The 16,873-nt window shown below is 42.9% G+C and carries 14 protein-coding genes and 1 rRNA gene; 4 read left to right on the forward strand and 11 right to left on the reverse strand.

The window, feature by feature from the left end:
• A 16S ribosomal RNA gene (locus AC3WTL_RS22785) occupies window positions 1-60 on the reverse strand; the annotation flags it as partial.
• Window positions 61-333: 273 nt separating this feature from the next.
• Window positions 334-1,209 (reverse strand): nucleotidyltransferase-like protein, encoded by an 876-nt coding sequence (locus AC3WTL_RS22790; RefSeq protein ID WP_394584152.1) that lies wholly within the window; start codon window positions 1,207-1,209, stop codon window positions 334-336.
• A 150-nt stretch (window positions 1,210-1,359) separates the two neighbouring features.
• Between AC3WTL_RS22790 and AC3WTL_RS22795 the strand changes: the two genes are divergently transcribed.
• On the forward strand, window positions 1,360-1,716 hold the full coding sequence (locus tag AC3WTL_RS22795; protein WP_048010460.1) for a YgzB family protein: 357 nt from the start codon (window positions 1,360-1,362) through the stop codon (window positions 1,714-1,716).
• 267 nt (window positions 1,717-1,983) lie between these two features.
• On the opposite strand, the gene perR is transcribed toward AC3WTL_RS22795, so the two are convergent.
• The 8 genes from perR to AC3WTL_RS22835 form a co-directional block, all read right to left on the reverse strand.
• Complete coding sequence (gene perR, locus AC3WTL_RS22800) at window positions 1,984-2,421, reverse strand: peroxide-responsive transcriptional repressor PerR (RefSeq protein ID WP_162272000.1); 438 nt, start codon at window positions 2,419-2,421, stop codon at window positions 1,984-1,986.
• Between the two features lie 108 nt (window positions 2,422-2,529).
• Window positions 2,530-3,087, reverse strand: a complete 558-nt coding sequence (locus AC3WTL_RS22805; RefSeq protein WP_394582988.1) for a cob(I)yrinic acid a,c-diamide adenosyltransferase — start codon at window positions 3,085-3,087, stop codon at window positions 2,530-2,532.
• A 1-nt stretch (window position 3,088) separates the two neighbouring features.
• Entirely contained in the window at window positions 3,089-4,039 is a 951-nt protein-coding gene (locus tag AC3WTL_RS22810) for a D-2-hydroxyacid dehydrogenase (protein ID WP_492370095.1), read from the reverse strand.
• 192 nt (window positions 4,040-4,231) lie between these two features.
• On the reverse strand, window positions 4,232-4,708 hold the full coding sequence (gene bcp, locus AC3WTL_RS22815) for a thioredoxin-dependent thiol peroxidase (protein ID WP_227889008.1): 477 nt from the start codon (window positions 4,706-4,708) through the stop codon (window positions 4,232-4,234).
• Window positions 4,709-4,780: 72 nt separating this feature from the next.
• Complete coding sequence (locus tag AC3WTL_RS22820; protein ID WP_035333128.1) at window positions 4,781-5,194, reverse strand: potassium channel family protein; 414 nt, start codon at window positions 5,192-5,194, stop codon at window positions 4,781-4,783.
• Window positions 5,195-5,617: 423 nt separating this feature from the next.
• Entirely contained in the window at window positions 5,618-6,403 is a 786-nt protein-coding gene (locus tag AC3WTL_RS22825; protein ID WP_258751871.1) for an ABC transporter permease, read from the reverse strand.
• Between the two features lie 3 nt (window positions 6,404-6,406).
• Window positions 6,407-7,198 (reverse strand): ABC transporter permease, encoded by a 792-nt coding sequence (locus AC3WTL_RS22830; protein ID WP_394582983.1) that lies wholly within the window; start codon window positions 7,196-7,198, stop codon window positions 6,407-6,409.
• Between the two features lie 33 nt (window positions 7,199-7,231).
• Entirely contained in the window at window positions 7,232-8,239 is a 1,008-nt protein-coding gene (locus AC3WTL_RS22835) for an ABC transporter ATP-binding protein (RefSeq protein WP_222498705.1), read from the reverse strand.
• Window positions 8,240-8,432: 193 nt separating this feature from the next.
• Here AC3WTL_RS22835 and AC3WTL_RS22840 point away from each other — a divergent pair, with 193 nt between their 5' ends.
• The 3 genes from AC3WTL_RS22840 (at window position 8,433) to AC3WTL_RS22850 (ending at window position 15,944) form a co-directional block, all read left to right on the forward strand.
• Window positions 8,433-9,728: a glutamate-1-semialdehyde 2,1-aminomutase gene (locus AC3WTL_RS22840; RefSeq protein WP_492370096.1), complete on the forward strand. Its 1,296-nt coding sequence runs from the start codon at window positions 8,433-8,435 to the stop codon at window positions 9,726-9,728.
• A 410-nt stretch (window positions 9,729-10,138) separates the two neighbouring features.
• A complete protein-coding gene (locus AC3WTL_RS22845; protein ID WP_492370097.1) occupies window positions 10,139-14,611 on the forward strand; it encodes a glutamate synthase-related protein in 4,473 nt (1,490 codons plus the stop codon).
• A gap of 253 nt (window positions 14,612-14,864) precedes the next feature.
• Window positions 14,865-15,944 (forward strand): FUSC family protein, encoded by a 1,080-nt coding sequence (locus tag AC3WTL_RS22850; protein ID WP_048010451.1) that lies wholly within the window; start codon window positions 14,865-14,867, stop codon window positions 15,942-15,944.
• Between the two features lie 65 nt (window positions 15,945-16,009).
• Here AC3WTL_RS22850 and nikC read toward each other — a convergent pair whose 3' ends face one another.
• Complete coding sequence (nikC, locus tag AC3WTL_RS22855; protein ID WP_076260380.1) at window positions 16,010-16,870, reverse strand: nickel transporter permease; 861 nt, start codon at window positions 16,868-16,870, stop codon at window positions 16,010-16,012.
• Window positions 16,871-16,873 lie beyond the last annotated feature (3 nt).

The following is a 16,873-nucleotide window of genomic DNA, read 5'->3' on the forward strand; positions in this document are numbered from 1 at the left end:
TTGCATGTATTAGGCACGCCGCCAGCGTTCGTCCTGAGCCAGGATCAAACTCTCCATATAAGAGTTGATTAAGCTCGTTTGTCTTTTCTAAAAAGACTAATGATTTAAACGTTGACGTTTTGTTCGTTCAGTTTTCAAAGATCAATTTCGCTTGTTATATTTTACCTAATCGCTCAGAAGCGACTTTATTAATATAACATGTGTTGATTTTATCTGTCAACACTTTTTTTATAAGTTATCCGTCGTCTGTGAAAGTGTTTTTCGTTCATATCGCAGCGACGGATATAAATATAACAAGGATTTAAATAAAGGTCAATAGCTTTTAAAGTTTTTTTACGATAATTTTTTTTTGAGTTTGTAATACCTGTGATAAATTCCCTGACCTTTTGTTTCTATATTCACTACATCTATGAAATGCTTATCAATCAAATACTCCAGAAGCATGCTTAAGTCAACCGCATACAGATGAAGTTCATCATGGTTCATAATATCATGGATGGACCATTCTTCTTTCTCAGCAAGCACATCGGCAAGATGACTTATCCCTTGCTTGGTTCTTGAATGGATTAAAAACTCACTTGCAAGGAACAGCAGCTCCAGCCTTTTTTCAAGCGGCTCCTGGCTATTCACCAATTCTTCATACAGCTTCATGATTTCAGGCTCAATTTGCTTTACCTGATTCCATACAGTTACTTCCGGATGGAATCCATTTTCGATAACAGCAAGCCTGGCCAGATGATGAAGGGAATGGACAATATGGTTATAGGCATCAAAATAATGCCGATTTTCAAAGAAGGCTTTGCCATCCATATATCGTCTGATCAGCTTGGCAAACTCAAGTCCCATTTTTAATTTTCGTCCATAGAATGGAAACTCTCTTAATTCCACCTTCAGGTTATGAATATATTCATTTCGATCAAATAAAACTTTTCCACTATAGAGCCAATCAAAAATTTTCCGGTTCGACCCCAGCAGGATCCATTCGCGAAGCTGCTTATCGGTCACGATATGCAGAGCCGCTTTTTTATCTTTATATGTGTAATGTTTAACAAACACAGGTTCATCTGCTTCCTCAACAAGGATCAGCAGTACAGCATCAAATGTATCAGTAGCAGGAATAGCCTTTTGTATTTTTTCGGTCATAATCACGCCTAGAGTGTTTGTCTGGCTTGCCCGTTCCTGGTATATAGGACGGAGAATATCTTCCATCATAATTCCTCCATTTTATTGATAGCGTATATCTTCGACAATTATAAATGAAATCCTTCCAAAAGGTGAGACATTTTTCGACACCATTCTATATTAATATTTATTTCAGTAAAAGGAGTATGGTATAGTTAGTTTTTAGGAGGGAGCAGTATGGCTAAGTACTCAAATAAAATCAATAAGATTCGTACATTTGCCCTTAGTTTAATTTTCATCGGATTTATTGTTATGTATCTCGGAATATTCTTCAGGAATTCCGCTCTTCTCATGACAATATTTATGCTTCTCGGAATGCTCTGCATTCTTGCCAGCACCGGTGTTTATTTTTGGATCGGCATGCTTTCAACAAAAACCGTGCAGGTGGTTTGCCCGAATTGCGGAAAACACACAAAGATGCTTGGCCGCGTTGATATGTGCATGTACTGCAATGAACCTTTGACCCTTGATCCAAATCTTGAGGGCGCTGAATTTGATGAAAAATACAACAAAAAAAATACGAAGCAGAGCTGATTTATCTCTTGCTTCCATATTCAAGTTCTAAAATGACCGGCTCTCTAATAGCCGGTTTTTTATTGGATAAAGTGAAACTTCAATCAGTGGGGGTTTTCCTTATCCCCCACTGATTGTTAGTTGAACCAATCGGGCCTTTACGGGCAGTTTGACCCCCACTTATCCTCCTTTGATTCCTCTGAGTCTTGTAGTGGGGGTCTTACTGCCCGTTAGACTGCGATAAAAATAAAAAGCTGACAGCAAAGCGCCGGCAGCTTAAAAAATTTATTAGTGAGCTTCTTTACTTGCACAATCCGGACATGTTCCGTAAATCTCCATTCTATGATGGCTGATTTTAAAACCTGTAACATGCGAAGCAAGGTGCTCTACTTCATCCAGGCCAGGATAGTGGAAGTCTACGATCTTGCCGCAGCTTTCACAAATGACATGATAATGATGAGTGGTAACAAAATCGAAGCGGCTAGATGCGTCACCATATGTCAGTTCCTTTACCAGGCCAACCTCACGAAATACTCGTAAATTATTGTAAACTGTTGCCACACTCATATTTGGGAATTTCCCCTCTAATGCTTTGTATATATCGTCAGCAGTCGGGTGTGACATGGAGTTTATTAAATATTCAAGTATCGCATGACGCTGCGGAGTGATACGTACTCCAGTGTCTTTTAAAGTATCCAGCGCCTCTTTTAATTCCATATGCGCCACCGCCATGCACCTCTTTTCCAACAAATATTCTTACTTTATAATCTTTATAAATAGTGTACTAATTTTTTACCACATTTGTCAATATTACAAACACCTTAATAGAGGGAATCAGCTCTTTTCATCATGCAGCGGCTGCTCACCAGTGCCCAAATGGTGATTCACAAATCGCGCAGCAACAAACAGCAGATCAGACAGCCGGTTCAGATAGATTAAAACAAGCGGATTTACTTCATCACTGAGTGACACCGCACATCTTTCCGCTCTTCTCACAACGGTTCTCGCTACATGGAATGCCGCTCCTGAAGGATGGCCGCCAGGCAAAATAAAATTATTAAGCACAGTAAGATCAGCTTCCCACTCATCAATTTGCGTTTCCATGAGGGTGATATCCTCTTCCTTTATCGTCCATTTAACTTCTTTTCCTGCAGGCGTTGCCAGCTCTGCTCCTGCATGGAACAAGTCAGTCTGCACTTTATGGAATACCTGTTCCGTTTTTTCTTTACCGCTGAAATACTCGCTTCTTAAATGGCTTAAAGCCAATCCAATCATGGAATTCGCCTCATCACATGAACCGTATGCCTCTACGCGAATGTCATTCTTACTGACTCTTTGCCCATATATTAGTGATGTTGTCCCCTTATCTCCCGTTTTGGTATAAATCCTCATTTCAATACCCTCTTTCAAAATCGATGACATTCATATAATCTTTGTTATTTTTTATATATGTATGAAGGTTATGCCTAAAAATTTCAAAAGATCTTGGTAAATAGTTTTTTGTTCGGCTTGACAGGTGAGGTGTGACCGTTACATTTTCCATACTCCAGAAAGGATGGCCTTCAGGCAGAGGCTCACTTTCAAAAACATCCAGGTACGCATGTGAAATCTGGTGTTTTTCAAGTGCAGACAGAAGCACCTTTTCCTCGACAAGATCACCTCTTCCTATATTCATAAACACAGCAGAATTCTTCGCAGCAGCGAAATGCTTTTCTTTTAACAGATATTTAGTTTCTGGTGTGCTGGGAAGGACAGAAACGATGAAATCAGCTTCAGGAAGGATCCCTATTAGCCTGCTGAGTGGAAAAATACGATCTGTCCACATATTCTCCCTTCCGCTCCTATTCACTCCAGCCACTTTCATGCCGAAGCATTTGGCGAGTCTTGCAATCTCTCCCCCTATTGCCCCTACACCGATAATTAATAAGGTTTTTCCATGCAGCTCTTCCATTGGCAGATTACGATTCCAAACTTCTGCCTTTTCATTTTCAGCCAGCAATGCTCTTTGTTTAACATGGTCTAACATAGTTCCAAGTGCAAATTCAGCCATAGGGATTTTATGGATTCCTCTTGCATTTGTAATTAGGATGCCTTTCTCCTTGCAGGTTTCTAAAGGCATTTCATCCATTCCCGCTGACATCACCATAATCCACTTTAATTTTGTTGCTTTATGAATATGTTCTTCTGTCAGATCTTCACCATAGGTAATAAATACTTCAGCATTATAAAAGGATTCCCCTGCAGATTCTATTCCGTCGAAAAACAGGAAATCTCCCTCAGGGAAATCCCGAATTACTTCCTCACGCAGCTCTTCGGGAGGCAAAATGGAAGACACAATTTTCATAAACTCCACTCCAACGTAGTTTTATTCATCATACCACTCATCACTGAAGGGTAAAAATATTAAAAAAAAACGAACCTGTTCAGGTCCGTTTCGAAAAAGTATCTGAGGAGGTATGCCCTAATAAAATGATATGCAAAACTTGTTCTTCGGAATGGACAAAAGCCTTGTTCCGATAAAAAATAGGCTACCCATTTAAGCCTGAGTCAAATTCTCCTTAATATACTCCAGTGCTTCCTCGACATGATCCTTAACCTTTACCTTGCGCCATTCTTTCACGAGCTTGCCTTCCTGGTCAATTATAAAGGTTGAACGCTCAATCCCCATATATTCTTTCCCGAAGTTCTTTTTCAACTTCCACACACCGTACACCTCTGCCGCTTTATGGTCTTCATCTGCAAGCAGCAGGAAAGGCAATCCATGCTTTTCAATAAACTTCTCATGTCTGCTGAGCGGATCAGGACTTACTCCTAAAACGACTGCGTTCACATCTGCAAAATTCTGATGCTGGTCCCTGAAATCACATGCCTGCGTTGTGCAGCCAGGTGTCATGTCTTTCGGGTAAAAATACAGAACAACATTTTTCCCGCGGTAATCTGATAATTTCACTCTTTCACCATTGCTTGCCTCAAGCTCAAAATCTGGAGCCGTTTTACCGATTTCAATCGCCATCTTCATTCCTCCTGTTGAATAGTTTCTTACTCTAAGCCTATCCAACTTTTCCGGCAAAAACAACCGATATCATTATAAAGCACGGTCACCTGCATCAAATACTACCCTGGCTACGAATGCGGCCGGGATCACATACCCGATTAACGCTTCCAATACGGCAATAAGCCTGCCTATTCCAACAGGACTGACATCTCCATACCCAACAGAAAAAAGGGTTACCGCACTAAAATAAAAACCCGTCTCCAGCCTCTCGAGGAAACCGGTTTCCATATACTCAGTGCCGTCCATCAAAACCACCAGCCCATGTAAATCAAGCCAAATATATATCAGCCCAAACCCAATCAGAATCGTTGCATATAAACTTATGAGATAAAGGAAATTCTCAGCAGACACCCATCTTCCCTTAATCTTGGCGGATGAAAAAAGAGTCTGCAGACTCATGATCATGCACAGCACGATTAAAATCAGCGATAAATAAAAAGCCATACTGCACCTCATTTCGAAATGCCTTCCAATTCATTTATACGCTTATGGCCTTTCCCATATGACAGCCTGTCTCGGAAACTATTTCTGCTTTGGGACGGGTTCGCCCAATTAAGAAAAGCTCAAGCGCCTTGCTCATCCCCGACAAGCACAAGACGAGCCTTCCGGAAAGGCGTTCTTTGCCTTTTTGGGAGGATTGTCCGAAATGTGGAGGCGACTGCTTAGGGACGACAAGCATAAGACGAGCCCTGCAAGAAGGCGTTCTTTCCTTCTGGAAGGGATTGGCTTATGTCTCGAGTCCCTAGGAGCCGCAACTAGACAAGCTTGTGACCTCGAGGGGGTAGGCGCTGGAGCTAGACAGTTATCGACGTTCAAAAATTAAATACTTTCTTATCACTTAAAAAAAACCGGGATTTTATCCCAGTTCTAATTGCCCGCTCCCCGATATCGCTTAACACCTGAATTCCAGGTCAGGATCGAGATGCCGAAAAATACGATTCCGATTACAGGTGTTAAAAAGGAGTATAAAAACCATTCTTCTTTCCCCAGAAAGTAGGAAGCCGGATATACACCGACAAAGGCAAATGGAAGAACCCAGGTGAGGACAAAGCGTATAACACTATTGTAAATATCAACCGGATACCTTCCATAATTCCCGATGTTATACATCATCGGCATGATAGATGTTCTGGCATCAGCCCAAAAGCTGATACAGGCAATCAGTACAAAGATGCCTCCATACACAAGCATTCCGCCTATCACAAATAAGAAAAACAAGAACGGGTCTGTCCAGGAAATCCCTAAACCAAGGCTGTTTCCGGCGTAGATCATAACAGCAATACCTGTTACGGCCCCAAACAGGGATTCAAGCTCCATCCGTTCCAATACGATTTGAAACAAACTATGGATCGGCCTGGTTAAAATCCTGTCGAGTTCACCTTTTACTATATATCTCTCATTAAAATCCCAAATATTAAAGAACGATGAAAACAGTGCATAGGGCACAAGGAAAAAACCGTAAATAAAGATGATTTCATCCCTCGTCCAGCCGCCAAGCAGATTAGTATGGCCAAAGACGACCAGGATAAAAATTAAATTGACTGCCTGAAATAGAAGATCTGAAAAGATCTCAACAAATAAATCTGCGCGGTACTGCATTCTTGTTTTCATATATTGGGCGACATATTGAAAGAAAATGGCTATATAAAACATGCGTCACCCTCCTTGAATAATGAGCTGCTTTTTCGCTATGATCCACAGAACCTGAATGGGTATGATCAGAATAAGAACCCAGATCCCCTGCATAATAATCGCCTGGATGGCTTCATTTTTCGAAATACTATTTGTAAAAATCATGCTCGGCACATAGCTGATACCCTGAAAGGGCAGAAACTTCAGTACATCCTGTGCCCATAACGGAAAAAAGCTGATAGGAATCAGAAGGCCTGAAAAGAGATCAATCACAACTCTTTTTGCCCGGATAAGCCCTGTGTTATTAAATAAGAAGAAAGTGGTAATGCCTGTCAGCAAATTAATTTGAGTATTAATAAAAAAACTTAATACAATCGATACCGCAAAGAAAATCCAGGTCGTCCAATCCGCAGAAAATTGGAGCGGAAAAATGAACGAGACGATAACCATGCCCGGAACGGAGAAAAAGAAGAGACGGAATATTCCTTCCCCCAGTCCCTGCATCGTTTTCATACCCAGATAATTATATGGGCGGATCAGTTCCACCGCTACTTTTCCTTCTTTAATTTCAGCAGCCATTTCCCGGTCTATATTATTAAAATAAAACGCTCTGGCCATCCAGGCTACAGCCACATATGTCGACATCTGGATCACAGACATTCCCTCAATCGCATCTTTTTCTCCATAAATGGCACTCCACAAGAAATAGTAAGCGCCAATATTAATGCTGTAAATCAGAATACCTGTATAATAATTTGTTCTGTAGGCAAGCATCATCAAAAAACGGATCCGAATCATTTCGATATACTTATCCACAGGAACACCCCCGGGTAAAAGTAAATTCTTTCATTAAGATATCCCCCGGTCATAAATATTTCTTATGATTTCCTCTGTTGAAGTTTCTTTAATATTGATGTCTTTCACTTTCAAATCCGCAACCACCTTGGCAATCAGCAGGGAAATCAGTTCATCATTATCCTCTGTAAAGGCTGTAAAGATCGCTTCTTTCTCATCCTTTTCCCATTTCACTTCCGATGAAGCCGTTATTCGGTTTAAGTCGTTCAGGGTCACATCTTCAAGGAACTGGAATTCAATTTCCTTCCCTTCCCCCCATTTTTCCTTCAGGCTTTTTAAGGCTCCATCATAAATGATTTTCCCCTCATCCAGCATAACTACGCGTTCGCACAGCGCCTCGATATCAGACAGATCATGAGTAGTCAGCAGAATGGTTGTATTATATTTTTCATTAATTTCTTTTAAAAACTCCCTGATCTTCAATTTAACAAGCACATCAAGCCCGATAGTCGGCTCATCCAGGAACAAGAGCGGCGGATTGTGGATGAGTGCCGCTGCCAATTCACACCTCATTCTCTGTCCGAGTGAAAGCTTCCGGACCGGCTTATCGAGCAGAGGTTCAATATCCAGGGTTTTGATTACATGTGCCATATGGCTGTCGTATTGCTCATCAGTAACTTTGTACACCTTCTTGAGCAGCCTGAAGGATTCCTGAACAGCAATATCCCACCAAAGCTGGGATCTCTGGCCGAAGACAACTCCAATTGTGCTGACGAATTTTTCACGGTCTTTATGCGGGTTCATTCCATTTACGATCACTTCACCGCTTGTCGGGGTCAGGATCCCTGTCAGCATTTTTATGGTCGTTGACTTCCCGGCTCCATTTTCACCTATATAGCCAACCATCTCGCCCTGCTTTACATGAAAGCTGATATTGTTCACCGCTGGCACAATCTTATAATTCCTTGTAAGCAAATCACGGAAAGCACCCTTTAATCCCGAGCGGCTCGAATAAGCTTTAAATTCCTTTTTTAAGTTCCGGACTGTTATTGCATCATTCATCTTTACTCCTCCTGCCAATTAATGCCCTAATGAAATAGTTTAGACAAACAGTGCCTTCTTCACAACTAGATTGCTTCCAATCCTATTTTTAAAATACAGAATAATCCGCCTTCCCTTAGGATTGGACGAAGCCCCTTCCAAACATGTTAAAATAATGACGGACATATAAATGGATTTTATCAGGAGGATTAACATGCAATTTACTAATTCTGAACGGCTGCATAAACAAGCTTTAGAACATATTGTCGGCGGGGTAAACAGTCCTTCCCGCTCCTATAAAGCAGTTGGCGGCGGCTCGCCGGTCGCAATGGATCGGGCACAGGGTGCTTATTTCTGGGATGTGGACGGCAATCAATATATTGATTACTTGGCTGCATACGGCCCCATCATTACCGGGCATGCCCATCCGCATATTACAGAAGCCATAAAAACAGCTGCTGAGCGCGGTGTATTATATGGAACTCCGACACCACATGAAGTGAAATTCGCCGAGATGCTTAAGGAAGCAATGCCTAATTTGGACAAAGTCCGTTTTGTGAATTCAGGTACTGAAGCCGTTATGACAACGATACGTGTGGCAAGGGCCTATACGGGAAGGGACAAAATCATTAAGTTTGCCGGCTGCTATCACGGCCATTCCGATCTTGTACTGGTTGCTGCAGGTTCAGGGCCTTCAACACTTGGAACGCCTGACTCTGCCGGAGTTCCAAAGAGCATTGCCCAGGAAGTGATCACGGTTCCTTTCAATGAAATCAAACCATATAAGGAAGCGCTGGAAAAATGGGGTGACCAGATCGCTGCTGTGCTGGTGGAACCGATTGTCGGCAACTTCGGAATTGTTGAACCAAAGACGGGGTTCTTGGAACAGGTTAACGAATTAACACATGCAGCCGGTGCGCTTGTCATTTATGATGAAGTCATCACAGCTTTCCGTTTTATGTATGGCGGCGCTCAGGATCTGCTTGGTGTAAAACCCGACTTGACAGCCATGGGGAAAATCATTGGCGGCGGCCTTCCAATCGGTGCTTATGGCGGAAAGAAAGAGATTATGGAAACAGTAGCTCCTTTAGGTCCAGCCTATCAAGCTGGTACAATGGCTGGAAATCCGGCGTCGATTCTATCAGGAATTGCCTGTCTTGAAGTTTTAAAACAGCCTGGTGTCTATGAATATCTGGACAGACTGGGAGAACTGCTTGAAAAAGGGATAAGCGAGGCAGCTGAAGAACATAACATACCCATTACCATTAATCGATTAAAAGGTGCCCTGACAATCTACTTTACGGAAGAAAAAGTGGTGAATTACGAGCAGGCGGAAAATACAGATGGAGAAATGTTTGCAAAGTTCTTCAAGCTGATGCTCAATCAAGGTATAAACCTGGCTCCTTCGAAATATGAAGCCTGGTTTATGACAATCGCGCATACAGAGGATGATATTCAAGCCACCATTCATGCGGTGCAAAATGCATTTCAGCAATTAAAGGACGAATAAATATTCACTATTTTATACACTGACGGAAGCAGAAACGCTTCCTTTTTCTTTATTTCCAATAATGAAAACGTTTACAATAATGGGGTTTTTTTATACAAAAGCCTATTTCCCCCTCCAAACCATATCCAACTTTTTGTATAAATAATTGATTTCTGAAAATTCATATGATATGATGGGAGAAATCTTTTGTGTAAGAGCGGTTTACGCTGACATAAAAAACATTATGTCCTGAAGCATATCCCGAATTATCCAACTATTCATTCAATAAATGCTCCATGCATTTACCTTTCAAACCAAAGATAACTTTGCAATACCCTCATTTAAAACCCGTAAACAAAAAAAACTTATAGATTACTATTTTTCAGGAGGTGAACGGCTTTAAGGCACAGCCTTATTTACAGCCGAATTTTATGACATTACAGCAATGGAGTCCTTCACTTTTTAAAGAGTTTCACCGTCAGGAGCATGATGCGTGCGGCATCGTTTCTGCCATGGAGAAAAAGAAAGTCCCAACCCGCGAAAATATTTTCAGCTGCATCAATGCGCTTGTTACGATGAATCACCGTGCCGGTTTTATTAATGGAGAAGGGGACGGTGTAGGGATCCATATTGATATCCCGAGAGAGCTGTGGAAAGAAAAATTAAAGGAAGCGGGAGCCGATTCTAACGCAGCAGAAAAAGATGGATTTGTGGTTGGCCATGTATTTATGTCCAGAAAGCAGGATACTGAATTACTGAAAACGATCTTGCTGCAAAAACTCGCTGACGCAAATCTCACGGTTATTTATGCATCTGACGAAGTAACCGAATCTTCAGCTTTAGGACCGATTGCCATACAGGAAAATCCAGTATTCTGGCAGTTTGCCTGTTTAGCAGAATCGAATGGTGCAGAGCTTTCCAAAAAGCTGTTTGAATTAATCGTTGATTTTGAAGAAGACGAACATGTCCATGTCGCCTCCCTTAGTCAGCATCATGCTGTGTACAAAGTTATGGGAGCCGGGGATATTCTTCCGAAATATTATCACGATCTGGCAAGCCCCCTTGTTGCTTCAACAATGACGCTTGGGCATAATCGCTATTCAACTAACACATTATCAAGCTTTTTCCGCGTGCAGCCTTTTAGCGTGCTGGGACACAACGGGGAAATCAACACCATTGCCAAGCTTAGGGATGAAGCCAAAATGGTCGGCGTTCCGCTAGTAAAAGATGGCAGTGACTCACAGGATCTGAGCAGAACGCTTGAAACGTTTATTTGCCGTGACGGCTATTCTCTCTTTGAGGCAATGGACGTCATGTTCCCTCCTATCGTGAATGAAATCAAGTCATACCCTGAGCATCTTCAGGATATGTACGCCTATATCCGGGAAGCATGGGGACATTTTGCCCAGGGACCAGCAGGAATTATTTCAAGATTTGCCGATGAGGCAGTGTTCAGTGTTGATGCATTGGGCCTTCGCCCGCTGTGGATGCTGGAAACCGAAAGCTCCTACCTGTTCTCATCAGAACCAGGAATCATCCCATCCAGTGAATATGTTAATGAGCCAAAGCCGCTATCACCAGGTGAAAAGGTGGGGCTGAAATGGGACGGAGACACTCTGGCTGTTTACGAACATAGCCACTATCAGGCTGAAGTTTTTGAAAGATTTTCAAAGAGAGTGAACGCTGAAAACTTCCGGATTCGCCTGCAGGCTCCTAAACTGGAGAAAACCATTACTGTAAATTACCCGGATAAGATTCATAACGGGCAGTATAAAGCATTCGGCTGGGAGAGAGACCATGTCCAGCTTGTCGAGCAAATGGCAGAAAAAGGAGCGGAGCCAATCCGTTCTCTTGGACACGACTCACCTTTAGCAGCACTGAATCCTCAGCGGAAAAACATCGCAGATTTTATTAAGGAAAGTGTTGCTGTTGTTACAAACCCTGCCATTGACCGTGACCGGGAAACGGAGCATTTCTCAACCCGTACGATTATCGGCCAGCGTCCTTCTTTATTTGAAAAACAGGAGCAAGGGGCCGTTATTGAATTGCAGACTCCTATTTTAATAGAAGGCAAAGCAGGCTTTGAATGTTCCGATGAACTCAATCAGCCGAGCTATGACCAAGTAAGCGGCTTCTATCAGGAACAAAAGCTGATATCTTATTTATCTTCCACATTTACGAAAGATGAAACGGTAAAAGAAGCTTTAGACCGTTTAGCAGCAGAAGCGGTTGATGCGGTCAAAAATGGCAAAACCCTGCTTGTACTGGATGATGCCAATGCTCATCAGGAGGACGCTTACTGGATTGACCCGCACCTGGCCGTCTCTGCGATCGATCAGGCTCTTGTCAAAGAGGCATTGCGCCGTGAATGTTCCCTGCTGCTCCGGTCTGCTTCAATCAGATCGCTTCATGATATCATTACCGCGTTCGGTTTAGGCGCTGATATTATAAGCCCTTACTATATGTTTATGACGGTTCTAGGCGAATCTGATACACCGCTGAAGAATTTATATTCAGCTCTGACTAAAGGACTTGAAAAAGTCATTTCCACTATCGGGATTCATGAATTAAGAGGCTATGGCCGGTTGTTCTCTGCCATTGGTCTTCATGAGGAATTAGCCGGATATCTGAATATCGTCAACTTCTTCGGATCTAAAGAACTTTCATTCAGCTTCAGCGTTTTAAAGGAAGACGCTTTTGCCAGAGCGGAAGATTACCAGAATGAAAAGGAACGGATCGGAAAAACGTTCAGCCTTTTCCCGCGCATCTGGAAAGCGATCGGCGAAGTGGCATCGACTGGTGACTATAGTGTTTACAAGGAAAAAATTACTGAACAGGAAGACCAGAACCCGACAACAATCCGCCATTTAACCGGATTTAAGGAAACGGCTTCTCATCTGAAGCCGGATGATATCAGCCTGCATGTGGGCGAGCATGACCTGCCATTTGTTATCTCCTCCATGTCCTTTGGCTCTCAGAATGAAACGGCCTTTAGAGCCTATGCAGAAGGTGCTGACAGGCTGAACATGGTCAGCCTGAATGGTGAAGGCGGAGAAATCAAGGATATGCTCGGAAAATATCCGAGGACCCGCGGACAGCAGGTAGCATCAGGACGCTTTGGTGTTAATGCCGAGCTCCTGAATTCATCCAACCTGCTGGAAATAAAAATTGGGCAGGGTGCAAAGCCTGGTGAAGGCGGTCACCTTCCGGGATCCAAGGTTACGGCGAAAATTGCAGAGGCACGTAATGCTACAATTGGATCGGATTTGATTTCACCTTCCAACAATCATGACATCTACTCGATTGAAGATTTGGCACAGATGATTCATGAACTTAAGACAGCCAATGACAAAGCCAAGGTTGCAGTTAAGGTGCCGGTTGTGCCGAATATCGGAACCATTGCAGTCGGGATTGCAAAAGCTGGTGCTGATATCATCACATTGAGCGGTTTTGACGGAGGTACAGGGGCAGCGAGAATTCACGCCCTTCAGCATGTTGGCCTTCCAGTTGAGATTGGTGTAAAGGCAGCTCACAACGCCCTGCTCGAAGCAGGCATCCGCGATAATGTGGAGCTTTGGGCTGATGGCGGCATCAAGAGTGCTGCAGACGTATTGAAGGTTATGCTGCTGGGTGCTAACCGTGTAGGCTTTGGTACACTCTCCATGCTTGCTATCGGCTGTACGACATGCCGCGGCTGCCACCTTGATACTTGCCATGTTGGAATTGCAACACAAATAGATTCAGAGGCACAGGCGAAGGAACATGGCTTAAGAAGATTTGTTCCACGCCAATTCGATCTTGCTGTTAAAGGCATCATGAACCTGTTTACTGCTTTTGGCGAAGAACTGAAAGCATTGGCGGCTTCTGTTGGCATAAAAAATCTGCAGGATGCTGTAGGACGTTCTGATTTGCTAGTACAGATTAAAGGACAGGATCAGCTTGACCTGACTCACCTGCTGAAGACACTTGAAATCGGCCAATTTTCTGCCCAGGAAGCACCGGAAGCCCTGCAGGAAGCCCAGCTGCAGGTAGCAGTTGGAGCAGAGTATCTCGATGCAAGTGTAGAAGAACTGGATCAGTCACGTGAATTCCATAGCGTCACTTCCGAGCAGCGTGTACTGGGAAGCCGGGTTTCCTGCCACCGTGTAAGAAACAGACTCGACGGTTCTTACAAAACTCTTCCGCAAGTTGATTTGAAATACAAAGGCGGTTCCATCCCAGGCAATGGCCTTGGAGCTTACAACAGCTTCGGCATCAACATCGAAGTTGCCGGAGGCGCACAGGATGGCATCGGAAAAACTTCTTTCGGCGGACAAATTAAAATCTTTAAAGCAAAAGGCAAAAATGGCAAGTTCTATAATGGCTCTGTTGGTAAAGGCTTCGGCTATGGAGCACAGGAAGGCTTGCTTGTAGCTCAAGGAAATGCTGACGCCCGTGCCGGAATCAGATTATCCGGAGCGGATATGATTATCGGCGGCCAGCTGCAAAGGCGGCTGCCTGAAAAAGAATACGGCAATATCGGTTCAAACGCCAATATTAAAGGGTTTGCCTTTGAGTATATGACGAATGGCCGAGGCCTGGTCCTTGGCGATGCCGGTCCATGGATCTGCGCAGGAATGACAGGCGGTGTTGTTTACTTAAGACACCAGCCGGAAATGGGCTTAACAAAAGAAGCCATCCAGCGCAGAATTGCCAAGGGAGCTAAAGTTTCGGTTACTTCTCTTTCCGATAAAGGAAAGGAAGATGTAAAAGAACTGCTTGGCCAATACATTGCCATGCTGAATGATCAGGGACAGACTGAAGAAGCTTCCCAGCTTGCTTCCCTTCTTAATCATCCTGAAGACCACTTTGTTCAAGTAATACCGGTCAAAGAACAGGCAGACCCGTCCGTTTCCACAGAGTGATTATCTGCACAATCAAGCCCCACCCGTTTCTGCGGATGGGGCTTTTTGTCTTCTTTAAGGCAACCTTAACTTTTTTACTAACTTTTAATAATAATTTCATAAAAATGCCCCTTGAACTTCTTTCCATATCCCTGTATAGTACATTATTGTTTAACAATGAGCAAAATCGTTTAAAGTAGGTATAATTACTGCTTTTACGGTTAAGTCGCTTTTCAATGAACCCAATTTTTATGAAAGAAAGGACATACATTGTATGAAACTTGGCGCCCGCATACTTAAGACGGGAATCGCAATCATTCTAGCTTTATTATTATCAGAACTCTTTCAGCTTCCTGCTCCTATCTTTGCAGGAATTGCCGCTATTTTTGCCGTTCAGCCGACCATTTACAGATCTTATCTTTCTATTGTGGAACAGATCCAGGGGAACGCAATCGGTGCATTAATTGCCGTGATTTTTGTGCTTTTATTCGGCAACCATGTCTTTATCATAGGTCTGGCAGCTATTATTGTTATCACGATTAATCTTAAGCTAAAAATAGAGAACACAATTGGCCTGTCACTTGTAACCCTGATTGTCATCATGGAGACACCGGGTGATACCTTTCTGCAATTTGCACTTATTCGATTCTCAACCATTATGCTCGGGGTATTATCAGCTTTTATCGTTAATCTTGTATTTCTGCCTCCTAAATACGAAAACAAGCTTTATTTTAAAATATCCAATAACACAGAGGAAATTACCAAATGGATCAGGCTTACCATACGCCATGCATCTGAACACAGACTTCTGAAAAACGATATTGATAAAATGAAAGACAGCAATGTTAAGCTTGAACAGCTGTATCTAATGTATAAAGAGGAAAGAAATTATTTTAAACGAAACGATCTGGTTAAATCCAGGAAACTCGTTATTTACCGCCAAATGATTTCCACTGTAAAACGCTCACTGGAAACATTAAAAAAGCTTCATCGATTTGAAAATGATCTGCAGCAAATGCCTGAAGAATTCCAGCATGCTGTGCAGCAGCAGCTTGATATTCTTATCCATTATCATGAACATGTTATGCTAAAATTTATCGGGAAAGTTCGTCCGAATGTAGTATTTGAGGAAGGCGACTTCAGCCTGAGCAGAAAGGAACTGGTGAACCTTTTCCTGGCTCAGCAAAAAGAACATGAACATGATGAAGAATCCATTCTCCCGCATATCATGCAGATTGTATCAGCTATTGTTGATTACGATGAACATGTGGAGCACCTGGATAAACTTATATCCAGCTTTCAGTCATATCACAAGGATGAAAATGAGGTTACCATACCGGAGAATGCCGAGTAGACTGTGGTCTATTTTCAACTTAATTCATAGGAAAAAGCAGCTGAAGTCATGTCAGCTGCTTTTTGTTAATTCTTCATACGCGGATCAAGTGCATCCCTTAATCCATCACCCATTAAATTAAAACCGAGAACTGTAAGCATGATCGCAAGTCCCGGGAAGATCATCGTCCATGGAGCCTGTATCAAATATGCCTTCGCATCAGAGAGCATTTTCCCCCATTCAGGATTTGGCGCTTCTGCACCAAGGCCAAGGAATCCAAGGGCAGCACACTCAATAATCGCTGTTGCAATCGCAAGTGTTCCCTGTACAATGATTGGCGCCATACTATTTGGCAGAACATGCCTGAAGAGAATACGGCTGTTGCTCATCCCAATCGCTTTTGCAGCCATAATATATTCCTCCTGTTTGACACTCAGCACCCTTGAACGGATCAGTCTGCCAAAGTTGGGAATATTGATAACCGCAATGGCAATCAGGGCATTTCTTAATGATGGACCAAGTACAGCCACAATCGCAATAGCCAGCAATATGCTTGGGAAAGCAAGCATGATATCAAAAATGCGGGAGATGATGGTATCAACCCATTTGCCATAATATCCTGCTACTACACCTAAAAGGCATCCAACCACAATAGATCCGATTACGGCCAAAAAACCTACCCATAATGAGATCCTTGCCCCATAAACAACCCTGGAAAAGATATCCCGTCCGAAGTCATCTGTTCCAAACCAATGCTGGCTGGATGGAGCCTGAAGCCTTTTTGAGAGCATCTGTTCATTAATCCCCTGCGGCGCAATAAGCGGTGCAAATACAGCAAGAAGAACGAAAAACAATACAATAATGGTGCCGATTAAAGCCAGCTTATTTTTTCTAAAGCTCCTCCATGCTTCCACCCAGGGGGAAACCGCTTTTTCTTCAGCTGGCATAAT

Source organism: Cytobacillus sp. EB106-05-05-XG126, assembly GCF_058791715.1.

What these genes read in the sequence shown, in the direction of transcription:
- AC3WTL_RS22790 (WP_394584152.1), bottom strand. Translation starts at nt 1,209, where the DNA reads ATGGAAGATATTCTCCGTCCTATATACCAGGAACGGGCAAGCCAGACA.
- AC3WTL_RS22795 (WP_048010460.1), top strand. Translation starts at nt 1,360, where the DNA reads ATGGCTAAGTACTCAAATAAAATCAATAAGATTCGTACATTTGCCCTT.
- AC3WTL_RS22805 (WP_394582988.1), bottom strand. Translation starts at nt 3,087, where the DNA reads ATGAGGATTTATACCAAAACGGGAGATAAGGGGACAACATCACTAATA.
- AC3WTL_RS22810 (WP_492370095.1), bottom strand. Translation starts at nt 4,039, where the DNA reads ATGAAAATTGTGTCTTCCATTTTGCCTCCCGAAGAGCTGCGTGAGGAA.
- bcp (WP_227889008.1), bottom strand. Translation starts at nt 4,708, where the DNA reads ATGGCGATTGAAATCGGTAAAACGGCTCCAGATTTTGAGCTTGAGGCA.
- AC3WTL_RS22820 (WP_035333128.1), bottom strand. Translation starts at nt 5,194, where the DNA reads ATGGCTTTTTATTTATCGCTGATTTTAATCGTGCTGTGCATGATCATG.
- AC3WTL_RS22825 (WP_258751871.1), bottom strand. Translation starts at nt 6,403, where the DNA reads ATGTTTTATATAGCCATTTTCTTTCAATATGTCGCCCAATATATGAAA.
- AC3WTL_RS22835 (WP_222498705.1), bottom strand. Translation starts at nt 8,239, where the DNA reads ATGAATGATGCAATAACAGTCCGGAACTTAAAAAAGGAATTTAAAGCT.
- AC3WTL_RS22840 (WP_492370096.1), top strand. Translation starts at nt 8,433, where the DNA reads ATGCAATTTACTAATTCTGAACGGCTGCATAAACAAGCTTTAGAACAT.
- AC3WTL_RS22845 (WP_492370097.1), top strand. Translation starts at nt 10,139, where the DNA reads ATGACATTACAGCAATGGAGTCCTTCACTTTTTAAAGAGTTTCACCGT.
- AC3WTL_RS22850 (WP_048010451.1), top strand. Translation starts at nt 14,865, where the DNA reads ATGAAACTTGGCGCCCGCATACTTAAGACGGGAATCGCAATCATTCTA.
- nikC (WP_076260380.1), bottom strand. Translation starts at nt 16,870, where the DNA reads ATGCCAGCTGAAGAAAAAGCGGTTTCCCCCTGGGTGGAAGCATGGAGG.